A 25,542-nucleotide genomic window follows, 5' to 3' on the forward strand; every position below is an offset into this window, starting at 1 on the left:
AGGACGTCACGGACGAGGGACTGTATGCCTCCTACAGCGAGGTCATTCAGCGTGTCGCTGATGTCAGGCTCAAGGTCGTGCTCTATCACATCCCCCAGATGTCACATCAGCCGATCCCGCATGCGGTGGTCGCGCGGTTGCGCGCGGCCTATCCGGACGTCATCGTCGGCATCAAGGATTCTTCCGGTGACTTCGCCAACATGACGGCGATGATCGAGAAATTCCCCGACTTCGCCGTGCTCGCAGGCGCCGATCCGCTGCTGCTGCCGCTGCTGAAGAAGGGCGGCGCGGGCTGCATCACCGCAACCTCGAACCTGGTGGGGCGCGAGCTCGCTTACGTGTTCCGTCACTACAAGGATGATGACGCCGCGCTCGAAGCGGCGCAGAACCGCATCGTCAAGGCGCGCGAGCGTGTGTCCGTGTTCCCGCAGATCGCTTCGCTGAAGACGCTGCTGGCGCAGGAAACCGGCCATGCCGGCTGGCGCCGGATGCGGCCGCCGCTGCTGCCGCTGTCGCAGGAGAACGCCGACAAGCTGCTGGCCACAGGGCTCGTCAAGGAGCAGGCGTGAAGCCGACGCTCCGCCTTCTCGCCGACGATCTGACCGGTGCGCTGGACACGGCCGCCGAGTTCGTCGGTATGTGCGGACCACTTCAGGTGACATGGGCGGAGGCACTGCCCTCGCAGCTTCCTGCATGTCTCGCGGTCGATACCGGAACGCGGGAGCGTGACAAGGCCGAGAGCGCGCAGATCGTCGAGCGCCTCGCGCCGCTGCTACGCAATGGGGCGATCGCCTACAAGAAGGTCGACAGCCTGTTGCGCGGCGCCTGGGCTGCCGAGCTCGGGGCGTGCCTGCGATCGGCGCCGTGGAAGGCCTGCATCGTGGCTCCGGCGTTCGCCTATCAGGGACGCCGCACCTTTGGCGGCCAGCAATATGCGCGCGCGCACGACGGGAGCTGGTCGCGGGTCGGCGACAACCTGCTGGCGCAGCTCGCAGCCGAAGGCCTCGACGCGCAGACGGGACGGTTCGACGCCGATCTGCCTGCCGGCATCAGCGTCTTCGACGCTGAGAGCGAGGATGATCTCGATCGCATCGTCGCGATCGGACGCCGCGCGTCGCAGCCGGTCCTGTGGTGCGGCAGCGGCGGTCTCGCCGGCGCGCTCGCACGCGGCAGCGATGCGTCCGCGCCGTCGGTACTGCGCAAGCCGGTCCTCGGGCTGTTCGGATCGGATCAACCTGCGACGGCCGCACAGCTGGCAGCCTGCGGTGATGCCGTCATTGCGCTTGCGGAAACTGGTGAAGACAACGCCGGACCGGTTCGCCGCAAGCTCGGTACGGAAGGCGTCGCGCTGGTGAAGTTCGCTCTCGCGCCCGGTCTGTCCCGCGATGAGGCGGCGCGCCGCATCGCGCGCGGACTCGGGGCGGTGACCACGGCGCTCGAGCCGCCGGGCACGCTGATCGTTGCGGGCGGCGAGACCTTGCGGGCATTGTGCCTTGCGCTGGACGCAAACGCGTTAGAGGTGACTGGGCGCATCATGCCGGGCCTGCCGTGCTCGATCATTCGCGGCGGCCGCTGGGACGGCGTTGCGGTGATCTCGAAATCAGGCGCCTTCGGCGCGCCGAACTTGTGGCACACGCTGTTGCAGGACAATCAGTTGATCAACGAGAGACACGACATATGACCCATCCGCATCTCGCCATCACCATGGGCGATCCCGCCGGGATCGGTCCGGAGATCATCATCAAGGCCTGCGAGAAGCTGCGATCGCGGATCGAAGCAGGTGATCTCCGGCTGTTGATCATCGGCAGCGGCGCAGCATTGAAGAATGCGGCCGCGCAACTGGCCGCGAAACTCGATATCCCCGAGGTGCACACGTCCGACAAGGACTGGCCGAATCTGTGCTTTCTCCAGGCCGATGACGAAGGCGAGCCGATCAAGCCCGGCGTTCTGACGGCCGACGGCGGCCGCTTCGCGTTCAAGGCGGTAGAGCAGGGCGTGCGCCTGACACAGGCCGGGCGGATCGGCGGGATCGTCACCGCGCCCTTGAACAAGGAAGCGCTCAACAAGGCGGGCTACCACTATCCCGGCCATACCGAGATGCTGGCCGAGCTTACCGGCGTCAAGGGATCGGTGATGATGCTCGCCCATGGCAACATGCGGGTCAGCCATGTCTCGACCCATGTCGCGCTTCAGGACGTGCCGAAGCGGCTGACGCCGGAACGCCTGCGCTATGTCATCGATCTCACCGACAAGGCGCTGCGCGGCCTTGGCCTGGACAAGCCGAAGATCGCCGTGGCCGCGCTCAATCCGCACGCCGGCGAGGGCGGATTGTTCGGCCGCCAGGACATTGACGTGTCGGAGCCGACGATCGCGAAGGCTGTCGCCGATGGGCTGAACATCGTCGGCCCGGTGCCGGGCGATACCGTGTTCGTGAAACTGCGCGCCGGCCAGTACGACGCCGTGATCGCGATGTATCACGACCAGGGACACATCCCGGTCAAGCTGCTCGGCTTCGAGGTTGATCCTGCCACCGGCCGCTGGCAGGAGCTGTCCGGCGTCAACATCACGCTCGGCCTGCCGATCATCCGCACCTCCGTCGACCACGGCACCGCCTTCGACATCGCCGGCAAGGGCATCGCCAATGAGCGCAGCCTGATCGAGGCGATCGAATATGCCGAACGTCTTGCCGCCAGCGCGACGCGCGCCTGAGTCCGGGAAAGAGAACCATGACCAACCTTTCTGCGTCGATCGAAATCATTCGCCCTGAAGTGATCGAGTTTGGATCCGGCACTATCGCCGCGGTGGCGCGGTTCGCACGCGGGAAGGGCGTGCGGCGTCCGCTCGTCGTCGCCGATGCCTTCAACGCGGCGCGCGTCGACCTGCTCGCGCTGCCGGGCGAGGTGACCGTATTCGGCGAGGTCAAGCCGGAGCCGGACGTTCCCAATCTGGAGAAGGCGCTCGGCGTGGCCCACGCGGCGCGGCCGGATCTCGTGGTCGGCTTCGGCGGCGGCAGCGCGATGGATCTCGCCAAGCTCGTCGCCGTGCTCAGCACCGGCGAGCAGAAGCTTGCCGATGTCGTCGGTCCGGACAAGGTGGCGGGTCGCGCCGTCGCGCTGATCCAGGTGCCGACCACGTCAGGCACCGGCAGCGAGGGCGGCATCCGCGCACTCGTCACGGATCCCGCGACCCGCAACAAGCTCGCCGTGCAGAGCCGCTTCATGCTGGCCGATCTCGCGGTCGTCGATCCCGACCTCACCATGACTGTTCCCCCGCAGGTAACGGCCGCGACGGGCGTCGATGCGCTCGCGCACTGCACTGAAGCCTTCACCAGCCGCAAGGCACATCCGGCCATTGATCTCTATGCGCTCGAAGGCATCCGCCTCGTCGGCCGCTATCTCGCGCGCGCGGTCAAGGATGGTGCGGATCGCGAGGCGCGCGCCGCGCTGTCATTGGCATCGCTCTATGGCGGCTTCTGCCTTGGGCCAGTCAACACCACCGCGGGCCACGCGGTGGCCTATCCGCTCGGCACCCGCCATCACATCGCCCATGGCCTCGCCTGCGCGGTGATCTTCCCGCATACGCTGGCGTTCAACATGCCGGCGGTGGAAGCAAAGACGGAGGGCGTGCTGGAGGGGCTCGGTGCGCCCGCGACCAGGAACCCTGCGGCTGCGTTCGAGGCGGCCTACAAGTTCTGCGCGGATCTCGGCATCGAGATGAAGTTGTCCGCGCTCGGCGTGCCCGCGGATGACCTTGGCGCGATGGTCGACGAGGCCCACGCAATTCGCCGTCTTCTCGACAACAATCCGCGCGATCTCGGCCGCGATGCGATCCTCAAGATGTACCAGGCGGCATTCTGACTGTTTCGTGGGAAGACGAGTCCGTTGCTTGAAACTTTGCTGCCTCGCACAACACTAAGTCCAACGTCTAGCCAGCGGGCGCCTTGACAGGCGAAACGCTCCTCGCACATTCTTACACTAAGTAAGAATGACGACAGGGACGGAAATGTCGGAGCAGCCGCGAAGTCGGCGGCAGACGCGTGCGGCCATTCTTGGGCACCTGCTCAAGTCGGGCGGCATGTTTCGGCCTCCTCTGGCCAAGGCGGTGCGCCTGTCCGAGGCGAGCCTGTCGCGCATCTTGTTTGACCTGAAGGCCGAAGGCTTGATCGAAGAAGTGAGGCGACCTGCGCCTTACTTCGGTGGCCCGACCGGCCTGGTGTCGCTCGACAGGTCCGTGGCGCTGGCGGCTTTCGAGCTGACCACACAGCGGCTGAGCGTCGGCGTCGGCACGCTTTCGGGCGAGCTCAGCTACGTCGAGCGTCTGCCATTGCCGAAGGCGCTGACCGCCGACACCGTCGGCGGGGTCTTTCGCGACGCACTGCACCTGCTTCGGAACTGGACGCGGCGGCGAGGAGACGGCCTCGCGCAGATCGGCGTTTCGGTTCCGGGGCTCGGCCGGTTGAGTGAGTTGCACAATCCGATCATTCCCTGTGACGTCGCCATGGTTCGCGACATGTTCAGCGAGACGTTCGCGGACGCAACTGTCGAGTTCACGAACTCGGTCGTGGCGCATGCGATGTTTCATCGCTGCCGCACCGAAGATTATCCGCTTACAGGCGCCCATCTGTTCGTGTTCGTCGGCCAGGGTGTCGCAGGCGCGTGGGTGGACGACGCGATCGAGGCAAATGCCTCGCGGCCGGTTGAGCTCGGCCACATGGTGTTCGGCGAAGGCGGTCCGCGCTGTCGTTGCGGCCATCATGGATGTGTCGAGGCCTATACCTCGCTGCCTGCGCTGGCCGAGCTTCTTGGTGTCAGCGAATCCGACTTGCTGCAACTCGGCGACCTCTGGATGAATGCAATCCCGTTTCCCGCGCGCGTGCGCCAGGAGTTGCGCCGCCGGCTGTTCCGGCTCGGCCTTGCGATCGGCAATACGCTGAACGTGAAGCCCAGTCCTGGCGTCGTCATCAGTGGCTGGCCGTCCCTTCTTAGCGAGGACGATCGCAAGGCCGTGATCGACGGGATCGATACCAGCCTGCTCGGCGGCCGCAAGCTCGCCGAGGTGTCACTCGCTTTCGTGCCGCCTTCGAACGGAAGCGATCCGAATGCCGCGCTCGCCTTTGCCGCCTGTTGTCTCGCGTGCCGCGGCGGCATGCCGGCCGCATCGACGGAGGCTGCCTGAAATGTCTTGAGCCACGGCTCACTCGTGCCAAAAAAAGTTCGCACCCGGGAGGAACTTGCTATGCCGATTACAACAACAAGGCGTCGTCTGCTCGCTGGATCCGCTGCCGCGCTGGCCCTGCCGGCGTTTGCTCGTGCGCAAGGCGCGGTCAAGCCGCGCCTGACAGCGATCTCGCAATGGTCCGCCGGTAGCGATGGGGCGGCCATCACGGCGCTCGGCAAGAAATTCGAGGAGAAAGGCGGGGTCTGGCAGCACTCGCCTGTTCCCGGGTTCACCACCGAGATGATGAATAAGCTCCGCGCCCAGATCATCGCCGGCGATCCGCCGGCCTGTTCGCAGCTCAAGGGCCCCGAGATCGCGGCCTGGTCGAAGATCGCCCCGACAGTCGATCTCGATGCCATCGTCGCTGCTGCTGGCTACGAAAAGGTTGTCGCACCAGATCTTGCAAAATTGCACAAGCCGGCGGGCAAGTGGATCGCACTGCCGTTGCAGATCTACAGCACCAACATGCTGTTTCTCTCCAAACGTGCGTTGGACAAAGCCAAGGCCGACAAGGCCCCCGTCACCTGGGCCGAGTTCAACGATCTCGCCGAGAAGATGAAGGCGGGCGGTGTCACATATCCCATCGCCAACGGCGGCACACGCCCCGACGATGGGCAGAAATTCGAGGCCTCTTTCGCCGGCATCAGTCCGACTTCATACCGCGCAGCCATCATGAATCTCGACAAGAAGGCCCTGGAGGGGCCCGACATAAAGGCTGCGTTCGCGCAGACGCGCAAGATCGCCGACTGGATGGATCCCAATGTCGGCGCCCAACCGTTTGCCACCAACCTGAAGCGTTTCGTCGACGGCGACATGGGCATGATGATCCAGGGCGGGTGGGCGCAGGGCGTGTTGCGCAACGCCGGTTTCAAGTTCGAGGACTTCATCATCGTGCCGGGCCCCAGCGACAACAGCAAGCCGGTGTTCCTGTTGAATGCCGATGCCTTCATATTCTGGCAACGCAAGGAGGCCGATCTGCAGGCCGGTCAGACGCTGATGGCCCAGCTCGTCATGGATCCGGCGATCCAGACCATGTATTCGCAGATCACAGGATCGATCCCCGTGCGCACCGATGTCGACCTCTCCGGTGCCGGCTGGTCCGACGGTCAACGGCGAACCGCTGCAGCTCTGAAAGATGCTGTCGCCAACAATCAGGCCGTCCTGAGCCTCGCGCACAACATGGCGCAGGAAAACGGGCTGACCGCAGCGATGATCGACGTGATCACAGAGTACGTGAAGAACAAGACGATTACGCCGGAACAGGCGGTCACCCGCCTCGCCGACGCCGTCGAGAGCTCACGTTGACCGACGCCGTCTCGACAGCAGCGCGACCGGGCCGGCCGGCGACCTCTGAAATGGTGCGCCGGCTGCCCGAATATCTGATGATCTGGGTGCCGCTGCTCTTGTCTGCAGCGCACCTCATTTCGTTTTCGATCTGGACGATCTGGATTTCGTTCACGCCATCCACGCTTGTTCCGGTCTCGGGGTGGGTGGGCTTGCGCAACTACACGGCGGTCTTGGCGTCACGGAACTGGCAGATCGCCTTCGACAATCTGCTGCTGTTTGGCAGCGCGTTCGTGCTGCTAAGTCTGGTGACCGGGCTCATACTCGCGATCCTGCTCGACCAGCGCATTCGCGGCGAGAACGTGCTGCGATCTATCTTCCTGTATCCCCTCGCGGTGTCGTTCGTCGTCACCGGCACGGTCTGGAGCTGGCTGCTCAATCCCGGCATCGGAATCGAGAAGCTCGTCCATGACCTCGGCTGGACATCCTTCCGGTTCGACTGGCTGGTCGACCGCGACATGGCCATCTGGACGATTGTCATCGCGGCGATCTGGCAATCCTCGGGATTCGCCATGGCACTCTTTCTTGCCGGCCTTCGGTCGGTCGACGCCGACATCATCAAGGCTGCGCAGATCGACGGTGCCGGTCCGTTCCGAACCTACCGGCGCGTCATTTTGCCGACGCTGTGGCCGATCACCATCACCGTCATCGTGGTCCAGCTGCAGTTCGCGATTTCGGCTTTTGACCTCGTCCGCGCGCTCACCAACGGCGGGCCCGGGATCGCGACCCAGCTGCCGGCCCTTGTGGTCTACGACCTCATGTTCCAGCGCAGCCAACTCGGCCGGGGTGCGGCGGCGGCGGTGCTGATGCTGCTGATTCTCCTTGCGGTGCTGCTGCCGTATGCCGCATGGCGCTATTACCAGCGACGGCGGGTGATCCATGCGTGATCACGCCTTCGCGCCGAACCGGATCCTGATCTATCTGCTTGTTTCATTGATCGCGGCAGCCTGGCTCGCGCCACTGGTTGTTGTCGTGCTGAACTCGCTCCGAACGAACGAGGAGATCGCGCAGGCCTCGATGATCGGTTGGCCAAAACACTGGGCCTGGAGCAACTACGCTGCTGCCTGGAGCGGTTTCTGCGTCGCCGAGACCTGCGCCGGCATCCGGCCGTACATGCTGAACTCCGCGCTCGTCACGATTCCTGCGACGATCTTCTCCACCATACTCGGTGCGATTGCCGGTTACGCCGTATCGCTCTGGCGTTTTCGCGGCGATAGCTGGATCTACGGCATCGTGACCCTTGGTCTCTTCCTTCCGCAGCAGATGCGCTTGCTTCCCTGGACTATCGTGCTGCGGGACATCGGGCTCATCAACACGTTGACGGGCCTCGTGCTGATTCATACGATCCAGGGGCTCTCCTTCACCACGCTGTTCTGCCGGAACTACTATGTCGCCATCCCACATGAGCTGATCAGGGCCGCGCGTATCGATGGCGCCGGGTTCTTTCGTATTTTCTGGCGCATCATTCTGCCGCTGTCGTCGCCCATCCTGATCGTCACCGTGATCTGGCAGTTCACGCACATCTGGAACGAGTTCCTCTATGGCGTGACATTCACGACCGGCCAACAGCAGCCAGTTACGGCCGCTCTCATCGCGCTATCCGCCGCTATCGCGGATATCCCGAAGCATGGCGTGCAGAGCGCTGCCGTGATCATCGCAGCGCTGCCCACCTTGTTGATCTATCTCCTCGGCGGTCGGTACTTCGTGCGCGGCCTTACCGCCGGAGCAGTGAAATGATGGGGTTGTCATGGCAGCATTGAGCATTCGCTCCCTGTCGAAGCGTTACGCCAATCTCGAGGTGCTGAAGGGGATCGATCTCGACATCGAGAGCGGTGAGTTCACGGTGCTGGTCGGGCCCTCCGGCTGCGGCAAGTCCACGCTGCTCAACATCGTCGCCGGGCTCGATCGCGCCAACGACGGAACAATCGAGATCGGTGGACGAGTCGTCAATGATGTCCCGCCGAAGGATCGCGACATCGCCATGGTGTTCCAGTCCTACGCGCTCTATCCGTCGATGACGGTGAGGCAGAATATCACGTTCGGCATGGAATGCCGTCATGTGCCGAAGGCGGAGCAGGAGAAGGCGCTATCGAATGTCGCGCGCCTCTTGCAGATCGAGCCGCTGCTCGGACGCAAGCCGGCGCAATTGTCCGGCGGCCAGCGCCAGCGCGTGGCGATGGGCCGCGCGCTGGTGCGCGATCCCCTGCTGTTCCTGTTCGACGAGCCGCTCTCCAATCTCGATGCCAAGCTGCGCGTCGAAATGCGGATGGAGATCAAGCGGCTGCATCAGCGCATCGGCGCCACCATCGTCTACGTCACCCACGACCAGATCGAGGCGATGACGATGGCGACGCGGATCGCCGTCATGCATCAGGGCGAGGTGCAGCAGTTCGCCGATCCCGACACCGTGTACCGCTATCCGGCCAATTTGTTCGTGGCGCGCTTCATGGGCTCGCCGCCGATGAATACCATGAGGGCGCGGCTGGAAACCGAAGATGGCGGGCCGGTGGTCGTCATCGGCGCGGGTCGGCCGGACGAGGCCCGCCTGCGCCTGCAAGGATATGACGCAGCAGCCTCCTTCGTCGGCCGCGAGATCGTGGTCGGGATCCGGCCGGAATGCATCGCCGAGGGAAGCCGCAGTTTCTCCAACGGCGCCGGCGCGCCCGTCGTCGTCAATGCGCCTGTCGAGATGGTCGAGCCGACTGGTGCGGAGACCATCGTATTGCTACGGCTTGGCGGCGAGTCCGCATTGGCGCGGATTGCGCCCGACATCCGGCCGGTGCCGGGCGAGCGCGCCGCCTTCGCGCTCGACACGCGCCGCATCTGCCTGTTCGACCCCGAGACGGAGCGGCTGATCGCATGACTGAGACGAGTTATCCGGGCCTTGCGGGCCAGGTGGTGTTGATTACCGGCGGCGCCAGCGGTATCGGCGCGGCCTTCGTGCGCGCGTTCGCGGCCCAACAGGCCCGCGTCGCCTTCCTCGACATCGACACCGATGCCGGTGAGACCTTGGTGCGGGAGGTGACGGACGCAGGCGGCTCAGCGCCCCTCTTCGTGCCGTGCGACTTGCTCGACATCGGGGCCCTGCGCGAGGCGATGGCAGAGGTCCACGGCACGCTTGGCGATGCCGCGGTGCTGGTCAACAACGCCGCCAACGACCAGCGCCAGGTAGTGTCCGAGGTGACGCCGGCAGAATTTGACTGGACAATCGGCGTCAACTTCAAACACGTCTTCTTCGCCGCGCAGGGGATCGTGCCGCAGATGCAGGCACGCGGTGGCGGTTCGATCATCAACATGTCATCGGTGGCATGGATACGCGGCGCGCCGGCGCTGCCGGTTTACGCCGCGGCCAAAGCGGCGATCGTCGGCTTCACCAACGCGCTCGCCCGGCTGGTGGGCCCCGACCGCATCCGCGTCAATGCGATCGCGCCGGGTATGGTGATCACGGAACGTCAGCGTCGGCTCTGGTATCCCGACGAGCAAAAGATCGCCGAACTTCGCACGCGGCAGGCCATTCCGGACGCGGTAACGCCGGAGGATATCGCGCGGATGGCGCTGTTTCTGGCGTCCGATGACAGCAAACGCATCACGCGTCAGTGCTTCCAGGTCGACGGCGGCCTCGGCTAGGTCGTTCAGCGCAGGAATTGCCGGAAGCGGCGAAGAGACACGAAGAACAGGATCCCGCCGATCGTCAGCAAGGCCGCAAATTGCGGCCAGACGACCGTCAGTCCCGCGCCACGGAACAGGACAGCCTGCGCGAGGATGACGAAATGGGTGTTCGGTGCGGCGAGCATGATGTCCTGAATGATCTGGGGCATGCTCTCGCGCGGCGTCGTCGCGCCCGACAGCATCTGAAGCGGCATCAGCACCAGCATCAGCAGCAGACCGAATTGCGGCATGGTGCCGGCAGAGGTGGCGAGGAAGATGCCCATGCAGGTGGTGGCGAAGAGGTAGAGCGCCGTACCGAACAGGAACAGCGGGACCGAGCCGCCGATCCGAACCGCGAGCAATCCCTGAACGATGAAGATGATCGCGACGCTGGCGGCGACGAGAACGACGAGCCCCATCGACCAGATCTTGCTCGCCATCACCTCGAACGGCGTCACCGGCATCACCAGGAGATGCTCTATGGTGCCATGCTCGCGCTCGCGGATCAGCGCCGCGCCGGTCAGGATGATCGAGAGCATCGTGACCGAGGAGATGACGTTGTTGATCGCGCCGAACCAGCCCTTGTTGAGCTCTGGATTGAAACGCGCGCGCAGCGCCAGATCAATCGGCAGCGGTGCGGCCGAACGGTAGCGGGACAGGAACTCGCTGACCTCGTCGCTGACGATGGATTGGATGTAGCCGCTTCCCGTGAAAGCCTGCGACATGCGCGTCGCATCGACATTGAGCTGGATGGCGGGCGATCGCTGCGCCAGCAGGTCACGCTGGAAGTTGGGCGGAATGTTGAGCGCGAAGGTGTCGAGCCCGGCGTCCATGCGGGACATCATCTCCGATTGTGGGATCAGCCGCGGGACCGTGAAATAGGGCGGCCTGAATGCGGTGATGATGCGCGTGGCGGCGGGCGACCTGTCCTCGTCGACGATGGCCAGCGCCGCCTGGTTCAGCGTCTCCGGCTGCGCCCTGGACGAGGTATAGATCGAGACCGTGAAGGCATAGACGATCAGCCCCAGCATCATCGGATCGCGCAACAGGCCGCGCAGTTCCTTGACGCCGAGCTGGATGATATTGCCTGCGCGCATGGTTAGTTCGCCTGTTTCTTCAGGAGCAGCACGCCGAGCCCGAGCAGCACGGGGATGGTGATGACGAGCGCCAGGAACGGTCCCGAAAGATCGCTGAAGTCGAGCCCCTTGGAGAAGGTGCCGCGCGTGATGGTGACGAAATGGGCCGTCGGGTAGATCCGTCCGATGATCGCGCCCGCACCCTGGAGCGATGATACCGGATCGACCAGACCCGAATATTGCGTGGCCGGAATCATGGTGAGCAGCGCGGTCGCGAAGATCGCAGCAATCTGGCTCGTCATGAACGAGGAGATCACGAGCCCCATCGCGGTCGTGATGACGACGTAGAGGAGGGCGGCTGCCGTGAAGGCAACGAAGCTGCCCCTGAAGGGAACGCCGAATGCGAACACGGCGAAAGCGGTCAGGAGGAAGAAGTTCAGCATGGCGAGCGCGACATAGGGCAGCTGCTTGCCGAGCAGGAACTCGATCCGGGTCACCGGCGTGACGTAGAAGTTGATGATCGATCCCAGCTCCTTCTCCCTCACGACGCTCAGCGTCGCCAGGATCGCCGGGATGATCAGGAGCAGGATCGGGATCACGGCGGGCGCCATCGCGACGATGCTTCTGATGTCGGGGTTGTAGAGGAAACGTACCTCGAGCTGGTAGTCACCGGTGGTCGCGGCATTGCCCAGGAGTTGCCGGGCCCGTTGCGCGAGCCACGTCGCGTGCATCGCCTGCACATAACTCCGCACTGTCTCCGCGCGCGATGGCATCGCGCCGTCGACCCAGGCGCCAATCTGGACGTCGCTGCCGCGCGCCACATCGCGACCGAAGCCAGGCGGAATTTCGATGGCCAGGCTCAACTCGCCGTTGCGCATGCGGCGGTCGAGATCGTCATAGTCGGTGATCGGTGCGAGCTCCGTGAAATAGCGGGACCCCGCGATCTGAAGGACGTAGTCGCGGCTGATCGTGGTATCGTCGCGGTCCATGACGGCGAAGGAGAGGTTCTCGACGTCCATGTTGATGCCATAACCCATCACGAACATCAGGATCAGGCTGCCGAGGATCGCCAGCGTCGCTCGGATCGGGTCGCGCCTGAGCTCGAGTGCCTCCCGCTGCGTGTAGGCAAACATGCGTCGCGGATCGAAGAAGCTCAGGGCATTGTGCATGGCGCCGTGCGCCCTGGTGACCACGGGTTCGGTCGCGACATGCGGCGTGGTGCGCGTCTCGCTTGCGTCCGTTGCGGCGATCGCGTCCTTCAGATAGGCGACGAAGGCTTCCTCCAGGTTGCCGCCGCCGCGCCGCTCCGCGATCCCTGCCGGCGTGTCGCTGATCATCACCTTGCCGGCATGCATCAGCGAGATGCGGTCGCAGCGCTCGGCCTCGTTCATGAAATGGGTGGACACGAAGATCGTGACGTTGTCGCGCCGCGACAGGTCGGACAGGATCTGCCAGAAGCCATCGCGCGCGACCGGATCGACACCTGACGTCGGCTCGTCCAGGATCAGGACGTCGGGTGCGTGGATCATGGCGACCGCCAGCGACAGGCGCTGGCGCACACCGAGCGGCAGCGCATCGGGCAGCGCGTCGATGACGTCGGTGAGGTCGAAGTCTTCGACCATCTGGCGGACGCGGTCTTCGATGGTCTCTGGCGCGAGGCGGAACAGGCGTGCGTGCAGTTCCAGGTTCTGGCGGATCGTCAGCTCGGAATAGAGCGAAAAGGCCTGCGACATGTAGCCGACGCGCCGCCGGACATCCATGTCGTTGGGATCGACCTCATGCCCGAACAGCCTGGCTTCGCCTTCGCTCGCCGGCAGCAGCCCGGTCAACACCTTCATCGTCGTGGTCTTGCCGCAGCCGTTCGAGCCGAGGAAGCCGAAGATCTCGCCGCGAGCGATGCGGAAGCTCACATGATCGACGGCCGTGAAATCGCCGAACCGAACGGTCAGTTGCTCGGCCTCGATCGCGATGTCGCCGTCATGGTCGCCCGCGCGCGGCGGGATCACCACCTCTTTGTAACCCCGTCGCTGCGCCTCGGGGAGCAGGGCGATGAAGGCGGCGTCGAGATTGTCGGCGCCGGTCTGCTGCAGCAGTGCAGCCGGCGTGCCGGTGGCCAGTACCCGGCCGTCGTTCATTGCAACGAGCCAGTCGAAGCGCGCGGCTTCCTCCATATAGGCGGTCGCGACGATGACGCTCATGCCGGGACGATCCTTCCGGATCGTCTCGATCAACTCCCAGAACTGCCGGCGCGAGAGCGGGTCGACGCCAGTGGTCGGCTCGTCGAGGATCAGCAGGTCGGGATCGTGGATCAGCGCGCAGCAGAGGCCGAGCTTCTGCTTCATGCCGCCGGACAGCTTACCGGCGGGTCGGTCGGCAAAGGCAGCAAGGTCAGTGTCCTTGAGGAGCTGCTGTATGCGTTCCTCCCGCTCGCGCCGGTCGTGTCCGAACAGGCGGCCGAAGAAATCGACATTCTCGAAGACGGACAGAGTCGGGTAGAGATTCTTGCCCAGGCCCTGCGGCATATAGGCGATCTGCGGGCAGGTCCGTCGGCGATGCGCAGCGTCGGCCATGTCGCCGCCGAGCACGTGGACGCCGCCTCCCTGGATCGCGCGAGCCCCGGCGATCAGCGAAAGCAGGCTGGATTTTCCGACCCCGTCAGGTCCGATCAATCCAACCATGCGGCCTGCGGGAATGTCGAGCGTGATGCCGTCAAGTGCGCGAGTCCTGTCATAGGACAGCGCGACCGCCTCCAGGCGTATGACCGGCACCGCTGACTGATCGCCATTCGACGCGTCGCTCATTTGACCAGATGTTCCGTCAGTTGCGCCGGCCACGCGGCGTTCTGGTCGAGCCGGACGAAGGCCCGGCCGGGCAGGCCGGTCTTGACCTGCTCGATGTTTCTCCGCAGCAGGTCGGGGGAGATATGCGCGCGGACGCGGAACATCAGCTTCTGGCGCTCCTCCTCGGTCTCGACCGTCTTCGGCGTGAACTGGGCAACGCTGGCGACGAACGTCGCCTTGGCGGGAATCACCCATTGCGGCGCGGCGTCGAGCACGAGGCGGACCTCCGAGCCGATCGCGACGCGGCCTGCCTGCGCGGTCGGCAGAAAGAAGGTCATGTAGACGTCGCCGAGGTCGACGAGGTTGAGCACGCGTCCGCCGGCGGAGAGCACTTCGCCGGGCTGAGCCACGCGGAACTGGACGCGTCCATCGCGCGGCGCGCGCAGCGTCGAGTCGTTGAGGTCGGCCTTGATGCTCTCGATGGCCGCCTTCGCCGCCTCTACGGCAGCCTCGGCATCGACGACTTGTGCTTCAGCGGCACTGATCGCAGCTTCCGAGCCGGCGAGCTGGGCCTCCGATGCGGCCACGGCTGCGCGCGCGCCGTTGGCAGCCGCCCGGTCGTCGTCGAGCACCTGCTGCGACACGGCATTGGTCCTGATCAATTGCTCCGAGCGTTGCAGCTTTCGATCGGCCGCATCGAACTCCGCGCTGCGCTGGCTGATCACGGCGGTCGCCGTCTTCTTCTCGGCCTCGCGCTGGGTCACGAAACTCTTGGCCGTGTCGATTCCGATCGTGGCGCGGCGCAGTTGCGCCTGCGCCTGACGGTATAGCGCCTCGAGTTGCACGGTATCCATTTGCGCCAGCGCCTGTCCGGCAGAGACCAAATCGCCCTCTCTCACCAGGATGTCCTTGATCCGGCCCGGCGTCTTGGTCGCAATGTCGATTTCGACGGCCTCGATGCGGCCGTTGCCGCTGGCAAAGCCGAGCGGAAGGCTGTCACTGCCCAGCCTCTGCCAGGCGAGGTAGCCGCCCACGCCTAAGGCCACGACAAGGAGGGCGATCAGCCAGCGTTTTCGATTGCGCGTCATGGTCTAGACCGTTTCATCGACAGGCGGTGTCAGGTGGGGGTTTGAACCGGGTTTCGCCTTCGCCCGCTCGCGCAGGCGCTGGAACGTCACGTAGAGCATCGGCACCATGAAGATCCCGATCGAGCTGGCGGCGAGCATGCCGGCGAAAACGGCCGTGCCGACGGCACGGCGGCTGAGCTCGGCGGCACCGGTTGCGATGACGAGCGGCAGGAGACCGAGGATGAACGCAACCGACGTCATCATGACCGCGCGGAAGCGCATATGTGCCCCCTGGATCGCCGCATCGTGGAGCGCCACGCCCGCCTCGCGCCGCTCCTTTGCGAACTCCACGATCAGGATGCCGTTCTTGGCAGCGAGCGCGATCAAGACCACGAGGCCGATCTGGCCATAGAGATCGAGATTGAGGCCGGCGACCTTGATCCCGACATAGGAGCCGAGCACACCGACGACGACCGAGAGCAGCACCGGGATCGGGATCACGGTGCTTTCGTAGAGCGCGACCAGGAACAGATAGGCGAACAATACCGCGAGCATCAGCACGATGCCGGTCTGGCCGGCGGCTTGCTGCTCCTGATAGGCGGTGCCGGTCCATTCGAAGCTGTAGCCCGTCGGCAGCACGGTGTTCGAGATCTCCGCCATGGTTGCAATCGCGGTGCCGGACGAGATGCCTGGCGCCGGGCTGCCGTTCACCGTCACCGAGCGATAGTTGTTGTAGCGGGTGATCACCTGCGGTCCGGTCACGATCTTGATGCCGGCTAGCGAGCGTATCGGCACCATCTGGCCAGTGTCGTTGCGCAAGAAGATCCGCCAGATGTCGGAGATATCGGCGCGATCGAACGCCTCGCCCTGGACGTTGACCTGCCAGGTGCGGCCGTACAGGTTGAAGTTGTTGACGTAGATACCGCCGAGCGTCGCCTGCAAGGCGGTGAAGATGTCGCTGACGGTAACGCCGAGCGCCTGCGCCTTGCGGCGGTCGATGTCGAGAAAGATCGAAGGATTGGTCGCCGTGAACGTCGAGAAGACGCGCGCCAGCCTTGGATCGGCGTTGGCGGCGCTGATCAATGCGCTGGTGACGCTGGAGATGGCCGCAGGGCTCTGTCCTTCCAGCGCCTCGAGCTGGTATTCGAACCCGCCGGAGGTGGAGAGGCCGATGATCGGCGGCATGTTGAAGGGCAGCACGTTTGCCTGCGGGATCTGCGCACCGGCTGCGAAGGTTTGCGCGATTAACGCCTGTGCAGAATCGGCCGCAGCCTTGCGATCGGCAAAAGGCTTGAGTCGGGTCACGACCAGCGCGCTGTTCGGCTCGGATGCCCCGTCGAGCAGTGAGAAGCCGATGACGGCGAGCACGTGATCGACTGCCGGCATTTTCTTCAGGATGTCTTCGATCTTTTGGGTGACCTCGCTGGTGCGTGCGACCGACGCGCCGTCGGGGAGTTGCACCGATGTGAAGAAGGCGCCCTGGTCTTCCTCGGGGAGGAAGCCCGTCGGCGTGATCAGCGACATGCCGAAGATCGCACTCGCGAACACGACAGCCAGCAGGAGGGAAAGGGTCGCCATGCGCAACAGCCGGCGAACGCCGCTGCTGTAGCACTCGCGCAGCCAGTCGATGCCGCCAAGCACGCGCCCGATGATGCCGCCCCTAGGTCCGGTGTGGCGCAGGAACAGCGCGCAGAGCGCCGGCGACAGTGTCAGCGCGTTCAATGCCGAGATGATCATCGCTGCGCTGATCGTGACCGCGAACTGGCGAAACAGCGTGCCGGAAATGCCCGGAATGAACGCGATTGGTACGAACACGGAGAGCAGCACCAGCGTGATCGCGATGATCGGTGCAGTGATCTGCGTCATGGCCTTCTTGCTGGCCTCGACCGGGGACAGATCCGGCTCCTCCTCCATGACGCGTTCCACGTTCTCGACCACCACGATCGCGTCGTCCACCACGATGCCGATGGCGAGCACCATTGCGAGCAGCGACACCGTATTGGCCGAATAGCCGACCACCAGCAGCACGGCGAAAGTGCCGATCAGGCTCACGGGAACTGCCACGGCCGGGATCACGGTGGCGCGGAGATTGCCAAGGAAGAGGTACACCACGATCACGACCAGGACGAAGGCCTCGGCAAGCGTCCGCAGGACTTCGGTGATCGTATCCCACACGAAGCCCGTGGAATCGTATTGCACGAGGTAGCTGAGCCCGGTCGGGAAACGCTTGGACAGGCGTTGCATCGTGGCCGCGACTGCCTTCGCGGTCGTCACGGCGTTGGCGCCCGGTGCAAGATAGATCGCGATCGGCACGGCAGAGCGTCCATCGATCCGCGCTTCGCTGTCGAGGTTTTGCGCGCCCATCTCGACCCGCGCAACGTCCTTCACCAACAGCGAGGAGCCGTCCGGATTCGCGCGCAGCACGATGTTGGCGAATTGATCGGTGGTGGCGAGCCGGCCAAGGGTTTGCACATTGAACTGGAATTGCTGGTCATCGCTGATCGGCCGCGCACCGATGCGGCCGACCGGCGCCTGAACGCTTTGCGTACGGATCGCGGCAATGACGTCCGACGGAGTCAGATTGAGGCTGGTCAGCCGCTGCGTATCGAACCAGATCCGCATCGAGTAGTTCATCTTGGCGAACAGATTGGTCTGGCCGACGCCCGGCGTGCTGGCGAGGGCATCAAGCACGTTGATGATGGCGTAGTTGGTGATGAAGAGTGGATCCTGCTGTCCGTCGGCGCTGTAGAGCACCAGGAATTGCAGGATGGCCGAGGACCGCTTGCGTACCGTCACGCCCTGCTGCTGGACCTCCGTCGGCAATTGCGACAGCGCGCTCTGGACGCGGTTGTTGACGTTGACGGTGTTAATGTCTGGATTGGTGCCGAGCGCGAACGAGACCGTCAGCGTGTAGGTGCCGTCATTGGCGCTGGTCGATTTCATGTAGAGCGCGCGGTCGACGCCGATGACTTGCGCCTCCAGTGGCTGGGCGACGCTACCTTCGACCACCTCCGCCGATGCCCCGGGGAAGGTGGCGGAGACCGAAACCTGCGGCGGCACGATGTCCGGAAACTGCGCCACCGGGATCTGCGTCAGCGCGAGCGCGCCGGCGATGGTGATGATGAACGCGATCACCATCGCCAGTCGGGGACGATCGATGAAGATCGCGGACATCATGGCTTGGTGCCCACCGCTTTGCCGGAAGTGCCGGTGTCGCCCGTAGCGGCGTTCATGTTCGACAGGATCAGCGGGCTTGCCGGACCGGGTGCGACGACTTGGCCGGGACGGGCCCGCTGCAGGCCCTCGACAATGACCCTGTCACCGGCGGTGAGCCCGCTGATCACGGCGGCAATGGTCGGCGTCGATTGTCCGAGCTTGATGCGGTGTTGCTCGGCCTTGTTGTCCGCACCGACGGTGAGAACATAATCACCCTGCTGGTCCGAGAGCACGGCAGAGCGGGGGATTGCCAGCACCTCGACCGGCTCGACGCCTTCGAGCACGACGGTGACGAATTCGCCGTCGGTGAGTTCATGAACGGTCACGCCCGCGGCCGAAGGTGCCCGCAGGATGGGGTTGGCGATCTCGCCGCGCACGGTGACCGTGTCGGTGTTTTGCGCGATGGTGTTGTCGACGAAATTCAGCTTGCCGGATTGGCCATACATGCGGCCGTCGGGGAGTCGCAACCTGATCACCACGGCTTCCAGGCCGCCTTTCGGACCATAGCGCTCGCGCAATTCCAGCCCCTGGCGAAGCGGCACGGGGAAGGTGACGTACATCGGGTCCTGGCTGACGATGGTGGTCAGCACGCCTGAACTCGGACTGACGACGTTGCCTTCGGTGACCGAGGTGCGTCCGATCTTGCCGTCGATCGCTGCGCTGATCACGGTGTAGTCGAGATTGATCCGGGACGCCTCGACCTGTGCCTGCGCGGCCTGAACCTGCGCTTCCAGGCTGCGCTGGTTCGCGATCGCCGCGTCATAGGTCGATTGCTGTCCGGCCGGTCCGCCGAGCAGCGTGCGTGCGCGCTCGGTGGTCAGTTTGGCATTCTCGAGCGTCGCTTGGAGCTGTGCTACCTGTGCCTGCTTTGCCTCGAGGTCGGCTTCGAAGGGGCCGCGTTCGAGATGATAGAGCTGATCCCCAGTCTTGATTTCAGCGCCTTCGACGAACAGCCGCTTTTCCAGAAACGCGGTGACGCGTGCGACGACGTTGACGCGATTGATCGCCTCGATCCGCCCGATGAATTCGTTGCTCTCGGTGATCGGCCGCTCGGCCGCTTCCACGACACCGACCGCAGCAGGGCCAGTGGGAGCAGCCTGGGTCCAGGCTGTCCCGCCGGTGAAGATCGTCACAAGGCTTGCCGCCAGCAGTCTGACCGAGGCTTGCGCAAGGTCCATCATCTGCTCCTTGCTCCGGCCTGGAAAATCAGTAGCTCAGGCCTCGCTTACTCCCGTGGCGTGCGGTTGCTGCGTGCAGGCTCGTCGTAGCCTTTGCGACGGCTGTAGAACATCAGCGCGATCAGGCCGCAGCCCGAGACCAGTATGAAGATCGCGGCGACTCCCAGGATGATGTTGCCGTAGAGCGGCATGGGCGTCGCCTGCCACACAGCGACGCAATACCAGGTGGCCACAATGAGAAGGACGGCCAGCACGGCCGCAAGGAGCCATTGGTTCTTCGTGTGCATGGTGTCCTCCATCGTCTGGTTGAGAGCCCGAATCGTCGTCATGACAAACCCGCCGCCGAAGGACTGCGTCGGTTTGCGACGGCTCTAGCGCCACCGCCATCCGCATTGACGACGACCGCGATGCCACCAGCAGACCCAGCGGCGCCTGCGCCGCTGCGGCGGTGGCGGCGGTCGCCCCCAACCGGGTCCGGGTCCCCAACCGGGGCCAGTTCCAGGTCCCCAGCCGGGTCCAGGTCCCCATTGCGCTTGCGTCACGAGATCGGATGGCGTCCCGGCCTGCCCGAGATCGGGGGCGATCGGCATGGCTTCCGCGGTCTCGATCAAGCGAACGCCGATGGCGCCGATTGCTACGGCGGCAACGGCATTCTGGGCAAAGCCGAGGAAAGCACGGCGAGTGGGAACGTTCATCATCTTCTCCTCTCTTGTCACGCAGTCCGCCGCACGGACTGCAGCGCGTAGAGCAGCCACGCCAGGCCGTGCGAAATGAGGTCGACCCCCAGCAGGAATCCGAGGGCCCAGATGCTGATGTCGGGGAATCCGAGCAGGATCACGAGACCTGCGAGCGTTGCAAAGGCGCCGGAGATGAGCATCATCCATCCGTTCTGCCGCCAATGCGCGAAACTCAGCACGCAGCGAATGGCGCCCGAGGCGAACAGTATCGCGCCGAGGAAGTAGGTCAGGATGAGAGCGCCTGACACAGGCTGGCCGAGCAGCAGGAAACCGAGCCCCAGATAGAGCCCGCCAAGCAGAACCTGCCACAGGAAGCCGCCCCATCCTTTGGTCCAGAAGGCGTGCATGATCTCGAACGCGCCGGCCGCGATCGCGATCACGCCGATCAGCTTGACGCTGATGAGAGTTGCAAACACGACGTCGCCGAGAGCAAAGAGGCCGGCGGCGATCAGCACGATGCCAAGAAGCGCGCAGACCCAGAACGGGGGCGGAACGAGCCCCTCGATCTCGGTTCGGCTGTCATAGGCTGTCATGCCATTCTCCTCATCGGCAATGGCTCGATCGACACGCCTGAATGCTAGCTTGGAACCCGCAACGCCGACATCCGACGAAACCCTGAGCAGTGGCGCGGGAATATTCCCATTGGCATGAATGTCGGCGCTGCGCTCACGCGAGAGGCGCGGCGGATCGCTATCGCCGTCCCCTCGGCCCCAGCGTCAGATTCGTGACGCCGGCTGCAAGATTGAGCCCGATCGATCGCTCGATGGAGAGCGGCTGTAGCATGACGCTGCGTCGTGAGCCGCCGATCAGGACATTGGCGCCGAGGCCGGGCCCCAGAGCGAAATTACCACTCGCGCCCACATAGTTGCCGCGCAAGGTGCCGGGGCCGATGCGCGAATTCTTCGCGAGCACGGCCCAGGAGAGGGTGCCTGCGCTCGTCACGCCGATATCAAGGCCAACGCGGCGGATCCGCCCCTCATAGATGTACTGCCGGGCCGGGTTTCGCGCATAGAATACACAGCGCAGCGTCTGCGCCGATCCGAGCACCAGCCCGACGCGCGGGTTGCTGAAACACAGGAGCCGGCCGACCCTGAAGGTCTCGGCGCACGCGGGCAGGGTGAATGTGGACAGCAGCGCCGATGCGCCGATCACTGCAACGATCCGTGTCATTCGCATGTCACGCCTCCATGTGCGTCTTGGTGTCGGCGGCCGCGGCTCCCGGCCGCCGGTCCTGGCGAAGCCAGAAGGTAAGACCAAGGCCGATGAGGAGCATGGCGCCCAGCAGAAAGAAGAGGAACGACTGCTTCAGCCAGGATATCGCCGGAACGGCCAAGCCCATCGCAAGGCCGAGGAAGGCAATTTGCAGCGACAGAAGACTGACGCCCGCCAGGAACGTTCCGAGCGCGAGCAAAGTCAGAAGAACAAGGCCGGTTGCCGGTGTCGGAAGCAACTGCTGCACGCCCGACACCAGGATGATGTTCATCGTAATCAGGACGGCGACCCAGTGCAGCGCCTGTGTCCAGATCAACCGCAACTTGGCTTCCTTAGCCTCGACCTCCGGCCATTTCGTGATGACGCAGACCACGCCGATGGCGAGTGCCAGGAACTCCCAATAGCCGACCAGGGGCTGGTGCGAGACATTGGTGTAGGCGACGCCCGCAATCGCCAGCACCAGCGCCACGACATAAGGAAGCTGCTGCCACAGGAAATGGGCCATGCTCGAATACGTTGGGTGAGCGTCGCCGCTCTCCGCCTGCTGCGTATCCATCTCGCGCTCAGTGTTGTTCATGGGTCACCCACGCGTGATTTGCCGTTGCCGAGCGTCAGTCTGGGGCCATCGCCGAGGTAGTCCTCGACGTAGAATCGGATGATCGCGACCCGGCCGATGGCAACCAGCGGCATCGCCAGCGCAATGCCCATGACGCCGAACAGCGCGCCCAACAGAACGATCGCGACCAGGGTCCAGGCCGGCGGGATTTCCACGGCGTGGCGCTGGATCAGCGGGCCGATCACATAGCCTTCGACTGATTGGATGATGGTGTAGACCACCATGGCCCAGATCAGCAGTGAGCCGCCGAGAGGCATCGCGACGAGCGCAATCGGAATGGCGGCAACGATCGGCCCGAGATAGGGGATGAAATTCGACAATCCCGCCTGCAGCCCAAGCACGAACGGACCGGGCAGCCCGATGAGGTAAAGCGCGACCCAGACGCACAGCGTCATCAGGATGATGCGGATCAGTTGTCCGACGAACCAGAGCCGCATGACGTTGCCCATCTCGTCCATCACCTCGCGCGTTCGTGCCCGATATGACGGCTTCACCAGCATCACCAGGCTTTCGCGATGGCTGGTGGGATCGAATGCAAAGAGGATTCCGAGGAACAGGATCACGAGCGTGGCGGTCAGTACGCTCGAGGCGCCTCCCAGCACGAACTGGGCGTGGCTGAGGAGCCGGCCCTGATCGGAGAACAGCCATTGCGCGAAATCCCGGCCCCATTCCGGGCCGAGCAGATCGACGCCGTACGACAACAGGTGCTCCTGGAGGATGTCGAGCTGGGCGTCCATCACCTTGAGCAATATGCGCGTCTGCTCCGGCAGCTTGCGTGCGCCCCACACGAGACCAAGTCCCGACAGAGCAGTGAGGAACAGCAGCACGAGCGTCAATCGCCAGGCCCGCTTGAGCGGGAGGGCGGGAGCGAGCGCCCGCGCGGCGGCATCCAGCAAGGCCGCAAACAGCACGCCGGCGAAGACGACGAGGAGGCTCGAAACGGATTGCCACGCCAGGAACAGTGCGACGCATGCGGCAAGCAGAGTGAGTCCAGTCGTGAGCAGGCTGCGCCGGCCGTCGCCTCCGATGGGGTCGGCTTCGTCGCGCCGCACCGCCTCGCGCAGCCTGTCTTGTCCGATCCGGGTGTCGCTCATCGACCGACCAATTCGTGGGATCTCATCCCTTTTTCTAGGTACGAACCCGACGGCTGCCATAGTGTGGATGCTTGCCGCCGCGATGGCGCCAGTAGCGGTGCTTCGTCGGGTTGGTGTTCGTATTGGGTGTGGTGGTGCTGGGCGCGGCTGCGCCTGTTTCTTTCGGCGCGGCCACGCTCTTGGTGTCGGACTGCGCCAGAGAGGGCCACGAAGGTGCGATCGCTGCTGCAAGTCCAAGGATCAGAATACCGCAGAGGGCCCGGGTGTTCATGCTCGCCTCCAATGTACGACCAGCGACTAAGTTCAGATCGAGATAGCTCCGATGGTGAGCGCATAGATACCGGCGCACGCAGCGACCACCAACGCTGCGAATGCGACGGCTTCGAATGGCCTGAAGGTCGGCTCCTTGCGCTCGCGCTTTGCGAGAAAGAATAGCACCGTTCCGGGTGCGTACAGGATGGACGACAGCAGCAGGAACTTGGGACCGCCCGCATAGATCATGCCGGCGGCATAGAGCGTCGCGACGGCCGAGCGGACCCCGTCGACGGTGCGGGCGCGTTCGCCGGCATGGTAAGTTTCGCTTACCGACGCCAGCTTCAGCCCATATGCCGCAACGAAGAAATACGGGATCAGCGTCATCGCACTGGTCATCTTGAGCGCGAGCGTGAAGGCATATTCCGCAAACCAGGTGACGAGCAGGAAAGCCTGGATGACGCAATTGGTGAGCCAGAGCGCGCCCACCGGGACCTGATGCGCGTTCACGTTTGCGAGGAAGGAGGGCATGGTGCGGTTCAGCGCCGCCGAATGCAGGACTTCAGCTGCGAGCAGCGACCATGACAGGTAGTTTCCGAGGATCGAGATCAGCAGCCCGATGCTGATGAAGATGCTGCCCCAGCGCCCGACCATCGCCTCCATCACACCGGCCATCGAAGGCGTCGGAAGCGCCGCCAGTGCCTCGCGAGGCAGCACGCCGTAGGACAGAAGCGTCACGAGGACGAGAAGGCTCAAGACGATCAGGAAGCCGAAAACGGTCGCAACCCCGATATCGGAGCGGTCCCTCGCATAGCGGGAGTACACGCTTGCGCCCTCGATCCCGACGAACACGAAGACGGTGAGCAGCATTGTACCGCGGACCTGCGTGAAGACGTCCGCAAGAGCCGGCTCGTCCGTTCCCCAAAAGCTTTGCGAGAGCCGTTCGGCGTCCACGGCAAAGATCGCCACGGTGATGAACGCCAGGATCGGGACGATCTTGGCGTAGGTTGCGATCGTGTTGAGGGTGGTCGCTCCCTTGATGCCGCGCAGCACCAGGACATGGACGCCCCACAGCAGCACGGATGCCGCCGCGATCGCCGTCGGCGTCGTGCCATCGCCGAACATGGGAAAGAACTGCCCGAGCGTGGCCTTGATCAGGATGAGACAGGTGACGTCGGCAAGACAGCAGCCAATCCAATAGCCGGCGGCGCAAGCAAAGCCGATGTAATCGCCGAATCCGGCCCTGGCGTAAGCATAGATGCCGGCGTCGAGCTCCGGCTTGCGGCGTGCGAGCGCCTGGAACACCAGCGCCAGCATCAGCATGCCGGTACCGGCAATGACCCAGGCGATGATCGCCCCAAGCACGCCCGTGGCGCGACCGAAGGATGCGGGCAATGCGAAGATGCCCGAACCCACCATCGACCCGATCACGAGCGCGGTGAGCGCACTGCGTGACAGCGTTTGAGCGGCCTCGTTCGACGAAGGAGCCATGACAGAGAATGGCCTTCCGATCGGAAATGGGCCTGATACGACAGTCCGCGGGGAATCGCGGGATGGCGGCCGGCCGACAAGCCTGCAACCTTAGAGGCGGTTTTCCCGCCCGCACATCAGGGATTCTCTGTAGAGGGCGATGGCCGTAAATCGGCATCGCCGGCCTCGCGCGGAGCGCCGCCTTCAGGCTTCTGCAACCTGTTGGTCGGAACGCGACGGCGAACCGGCTGCCGCCGCCCGCGCCACGAATACGAAGCTCGACCGAAAGAACTCGCCTGTCTTGGCGAGCTCGGCTGCCAGCCGCCTGGCGTGCTCCAGCGCCGCATCCAGATCGGCGTGCTCGCATCCGGTCAGGTCCGGGAACAAGCCATATCGATCGACGATGTGAAAGAAGTAGCGCATGCGGCTGCATTAAGCTCGCGCGTGGACGGCTTCCAGTGACAAACCCGTAAGGCGCCTCCGCCAAAGGGATGACAAGCGGTCCGGCAGCTTGCGCTCCCGTAAGGTCGAGGCGAGCCTCCCCGGACTAGGGGAATCCTACCTCGGTTCCTCGGGTGATCAGCCGATGTCCGGGACCTGCGCATCGGAATAGCCTGATCTGATCCCGTCGACGC

Annotated in this window: 24 protein-coding genes; 10 read left to right on the top strand and 14 right to left on the bottom strand. The window is 64.4% G+C overall.

Annotation, left to right across the window (positions count from 1 at the left end; translation table 11 throughout):
• From SO139_RS02140 to SO139_RS02185, 10 genes are all read left to right on the top strand, one after another.
• The coding region (locus SO139_RS02140) for a dihydrodipicolinate synthase family protein (protein WP_498539582.1) at positions 1-569 on the top strand (569 nt) is incomplete at its 5' end.
• A complete protein-coding gene (locus tag SO139_RS02145; RefSeq protein WP_449377378.1) occupies positions 566-1,681 on the top strand; it encodes a four-carbon acid sugar kinase family protein in 1,116 nt (371 codons plus the stop codon). The genes SO139_RS02140 and SO139_RS02145, both read left to right, overlap by 4 nt.
• Positions 1,678-2,709: a 4-hydroxythreonine-4-phosphate dehydrogenase PdxA gene (gene pdxA, locus SO139_RS02150; RefSeq protein WP_449377377.1), complete on the top strand. Its 1,032-nt coding sequence runs from the start codon at positions 1,678-1,680 to the stop codon at positions 2,707-2,709. The genes SO139_RS02145 and pdxA overlap by 4 nt, the downstream gene beginning before the upstream one ends.
• A 17-nt stretch (positions 2,710-2,726) precedes the next feature.
• The gene (locus SO139_RS02155) at positions 2,727-3,857 is read left to right on the top strand and encodes an iron-containing alcohol dehydrogenase (RefSeq protein ID WP_449377376.1); all 1,131 of its coding nucleotides are present in this window, start codon (positions 2,727-2,729) and stop codon (positions 3,855-3,857) included.
• A 145-nt stretch (positions 3,858-4,002) separates the two neighbouring features.
• Complete coding sequence (locus SO139_RS02160) at positions 4,003-5,175, top strand: ROK family transcriptional regulator (protein ID WP_449377375.1); 1,173 nt, start codon at positions 4,003-4,005, stop codon at positions 5,173-5,175.
• Positions 5,176-5,235: 60 nt separating this feature from the next.
• Positions 5,236-6,522: an ABC transporter substrate-binding protein gene (locus SO139_RS02165; protein WP_498539583.1), complete on the top strand. Its 1,287-nt coding sequence runs from the start codon at positions 5,236-5,238 to the stop codon at positions 6,520-6,522.
• The gene (locus tag SO139_RS02170; RefSeq protein WP_449377373.1) at positions 6,519-7,448 is read left to right on the top strand and encodes a carbohydrate ABC transporter permease; all 930 of its coding nucleotides are present in this window, start codon (positions 6,519-6,521) and stop codon (positions 7,446-7,448) included. The genes SO139_RS02165 and SO139_RS02170 overlap by 4 nt, the downstream gene beginning before the upstream one ends.
• On the top strand, positions 7,441-8,298 hold the full coding sequence (locus tag SO139_RS02175; protein ID WP_449377372.1) for a carbohydrate ABC transporter permease: 858 nt from the start codon (positions 7,441-7,443) through the stop codon (positions 8,296-8,298). Before SO139_RS02170 ends, SO139_RS02175 begins: the two co-directional genes overlap by 8 nt.
• Positions 8,299-8,308: 10 nt before the next feature.
• Positions 8,309-9,424, top strand: a complete 1,116-nt coding sequence (locus SO139_RS02180) for an ABC transporter ATP-binding protein (RefSeq protein ID WP_449377371.1) — start codon at positions 8,309-8,311, stop codon at positions 9,422-9,424.
• On the top strand, positions 9,421-10,188 hold the full coding sequence (locus SO139_RS02185) for an SDR family NAD(P)-dependent oxidoreductase (protein ID WP_449377370.1): 768 nt from the start codon (positions 9,421-9,423) through the stop codon (positions 10,186-10,188). Before SO139_RS02180 ends, SO139_RS02185 begins: the two co-directional genes overlap by 4 nt.
• Positions 10,189-10,193: 5 nt before the next feature.
• On the opposite strand, the gene SO139_RS02190 is transcribed toward SO139_RS02185, so the two are convergent.
• From SO139_RS02190 to SO139_RS02255, 14 genes are all read right to left on the bottom strand, one after another.
• The gene (locus SO139_RS02190; RefSeq protein ID WP_449377369.1) at positions 10,194-11,306 is read right to left on the bottom strand and encodes an ABC transporter permease; all 1,113 of its coding nucleotides are present in this window, start codon (positions 11,304-11,306) and stop codon (positions 10,194-10,196) included.
• Positions 11,307-11,308: 2 nt separating this feature from the next.
• Positions 11,309-14,086 (bottom strand): ribosome-associated ATPase/putative transporter RbbA, encoded by a 2,778-nt coding sequence (gene rbbA, locus SO139_RS02195; protein WP_498539584.1) that lies wholly within the window; start codon positions 14,084-14,086, stop codon positions 11,309-11,311.
• Positions 14,083-15,153 carry an HlyD family secretion protein gene (locus SO139_RS02200; protein ID WP_449377367.1) on the bottom strand — a complete coding sequence of 357 codons (1,071 nt, stop codon included), beginning with the start codon at positions 15,151-15,153 and terminating at the stop codon, positions 14,083-14,085. The genes rbbA and SO139_RS02200 overlap by 4 nt, the downstream gene beginning before the upstream one ends.
• Positions 15,154-15,156: 3 nt before the next feature.
• On the bottom strand, positions 15,157-18,309 hold the full coding sequence (locus tag SO139_RS02205; protein ID WP_498539585.1) for an efflux RND transporter permease subunit: 3,153 nt from the start codon (positions 18,307-18,309) through the stop codon (positions 15,157-15,159).
• Entirely contained in the window at positions 18,306-19,526 is a 1,221-nt protein-coding gene (locus SO139_RS02210; RefSeq protein ID WP_449377365.1) for an efflux RND transporter periplasmic adaptor subunit, read from the bottom strand. The genes SO139_RS02205 and SO139_RS02210 overlap by 4 nt, the downstream gene beginning before the upstream one ends.
• A 47-nt stretch (positions 19,527-19,573) precedes the next feature.
• On the bottom strand, positions 19,574-19,855 hold the full coding sequence (locus tag SO139_RS02215; RefSeq protein ID WP_449377364.1) for a hypothetical protein: 282 nt from the start codon (positions 19,853-19,855) through the stop codon (positions 19,574-19,576).
• A 42-nt stretch (positions 19,856-19,897) separates the two neighbouring features.
• Positions 19,898-20,221 (bottom strand): twin-arginine translocation signal domain-containing protein, encoded by a 324-nt coding sequence (locus SO139_RS02220; RefSeq protein WP_449377363.1) that lies wholly within the window; start codon positions 20,219-20,221, stop codon positions 19,898-19,900.
• Positions 20,222-20,238: 17 nt separating this feature from the next.
• Positions 20,239-20,796, bottom strand: a complete 558-nt coding sequence (locus SO139_RS02225; RefSeq protein WP_449377362.1) for an HdeD family acid-resistance protein — start codon at positions 20,794-20,796, stop codon at positions 20,239-20,241.
• 157 nt (positions 20,797-20,953) lie between these two features.
• Positions 20,954-21,439 (bottom strand): DUF992 domain-containing protein, encoded by a 486-nt coding sequence (locus SO139_RS02230; protein ID WP_449377361.1) that lies wholly within the window; start codon positions 21,437-21,439, stop codon positions 20,954-20,956.
• Position 21,440: 1 nt separating this feature from the next.
• Entirely contained in the window at positions 21,441-22,031 is a 591-nt protein-coding gene (locus SO139_RS02235; RefSeq protein WP_449377425.1) for a hypothetical protein, read from the bottom strand.
• A 17-nt stretch (positions 22,032-22,048) separates the two neighbouring features.
• Complete coding sequence (locus SO139_RS02240; protein WP_449377360.1) at positions 22,049-23,185, bottom strand: AI-2E family transporter; 1,137 nt, start codon at positions 23,183-23,185, stop codon at positions 22,049-22,051.
• A 34-nt stretch (positions 23,186-23,219) separates the two neighbouring features.
• Positions 23,220-23,456, bottom strand: a complete 237-nt coding sequence (locus tag SO139_RS02245) for a hypothetical protein (protein ID WP_449377359.1) — start codon at positions 23,454-23,456, stop codon at positions 23,220-23,222.
• Between the two features lie 32 nt (positions 23,457-23,488).
• The gene (locus SO139_RS02250; protein WP_449377358.1) at positions 23,489-24,928 is read right to left on the bottom strand and encodes a basic amino acid/polyamine antiporter; all 1,440 of its coding nucleotides are present in this window, start codon (positions 24,926-24,928) and stop codon (positions 23,489-23,491) included.
• 183 nt (positions 24,929-25,111) lie between these two features.
• Positions 25,112-25,330, bottom strand: coding sequence for a DUF6894 family protein (locus tag SO139_RS02255; RefSeq protein WP_449377357.1), 219 nt, complete (start codon positions 25,328-25,330; stop codon positions 25,112-25,114).
• Between the last annotated feature and the right edge of the window lie 212 nt (positions 25,331-25,542).

Source organism: Bradyrhizobium sp. UFLA05-89, assembly GCF_059803475.1.

Excerpts from the sequence above, each read along its gene's own strand:
- SO139_RS02190 (WP_449377369.1), bottom strand. The coding sequence starts at position 11,306 with ATGCGCGCAGGCAATATCATCCAGCTCGGCGTCAAGGAACTGCGCGGC.
- pdxA (WP_449377377.1), top strand. The coding sequence starts at position 1,678 with ATGACCCATCCGCATCTCGCCATCACCATGGGCGATCCCGCCGGGATC.
- SO139_RS02245 (WP_449377359.1), bottom strand. The coding sequence starts at position 23,456 with ATGAACACCCGGGCCCTCTGCGGTATTCTGATCCTTGGACTTGCAGCA.
- SO139_RS02165 (WP_498539583.1), top strand. The coding sequence starts at position 5,236 with ATGCCGATTACAACAACAAGGCGTCGTCTGCTCGCTGGATCCGCTGCC.
- SO139_RS02225 (WP_449377362.1), bottom strand. The coding sequence starts at position 20,796 with ATGACAGCCTATGACAGCCGAACCGAGATCGAGGGGCTCGTTCCGCCC.
- SO139_RS02175 (WP_449377372.1), top strand. The coding sequence starts at position 7,441 with ATGCGTGATCACGCCTTCGCGCCGAACCGGATCCTGATCTATCTGCTT.
- SO139_RS02180 (WP_449377371.1), top strand. The coding sequence starts at position 8,309 with ATGGCAGCATTGAGCATTCGCTCCCTGTCGAAGCGTTACGCCAATCTC.
- SO139_RS02220 (WP_449377363.1), bottom strand. The coding sequence starts at position 20,221 with ATGAACGTTCCCACTCGCCGTGCTTTCCTCGGCTTTGCCCAGAATGCC.
- SO139_RS02205 (WP_498539585.1), bottom strand. The coding sequence starts at position 18,309 with ATGATGTCCGCGATCTTCATCGATCGTCCCCGACTGGCGATGGTGATC.
- SO139_RS02155 (WP_449377376.1), top strand. The coding sequence starts at position 2,727 with ATGACCAACCTTTCTGCGTCGATCGAAATCATTCGCCCTGAAGTGATC.
- SO139_RS02160 (WP_449377375.1), top strand. The coding sequence starts at position 4,003 with ATGTCGGAGCAGCCGCGAAGTCGGCGGCAGACGCGTGCGGCCATTCTT.
- SO139_RS02230 (WP_449377361.1), bottom strand. The coding sequence starts at position 21,439 with ATGCGAATGACACGGATCGTTGCAGTGATCGGCGCATCGGCGCTGCTG.
- SO139_RS02210 (WP_449377365.1), bottom strand. The coding sequence starts at position 19,526 with ATGGACCTTGCGCAAGCCTCGGTCAGACTGCTGGCGGCAAGCCTTGTG.
- SO139_RS02215 (WP_449377364.1), bottom strand. The coding sequence starts at position 19,855 with ATGACGACGATTCGGGCTCTCAACCAGACGATGGAGGACACCATGCAC.
- SO139_RS02240 (WP_449377360.1), bottom strand. The coding sequence starts at position 23,185 with ATGAGCGACACCCGGATCGGACAAGACAGGCTGCGCGAGGCGGTGCGG.
- rbbA (WP_498539584.1), bottom strand. The coding sequence starts at position 14,086 with ATGAGCGACGCGTCGAATGGCGATCAGTCAGCGGTGCCGGTCATACGC.
- SO139_RS02235 (WP_449377425.1), bottom strand. The coding sequence starts at position 22,031 with ATGGATACGCAGCAGGCGGAGAGCGGCGACGCTCACCCAACGTATTCG.
- SO139_RS02185 (WP_449377370.1), top strand. The coding sequence starts at position 9,421 with ATGACTGAGACGAGTTATCCGGGCCTTGCGGGCCAGGTGGTGTTGATT.
- SO139_RS02255 (WP_449377357.1), bottom strand. The coding sequence starts at position 25,330 with ATGCGCTACTTCTTTCACATCGTCGATCGATATGGCTTGTTCCCGGAC.
- SO139_RS02250 (WP_449377358.1), bottom strand. The coding sequence starts at position 24,928 with ATGGCTCCTTCGTCGAACGAGGCCGCTCAAACGCTGTCACGCAGTGCG.
- SO139_RS02200 (WP_449377367.1), bottom strand. The coding sequence starts at position 15,153 with ATGACGCGCAATCGAAAACGCTGGCTGATCGCCCTCCTTGTCGTGGCC.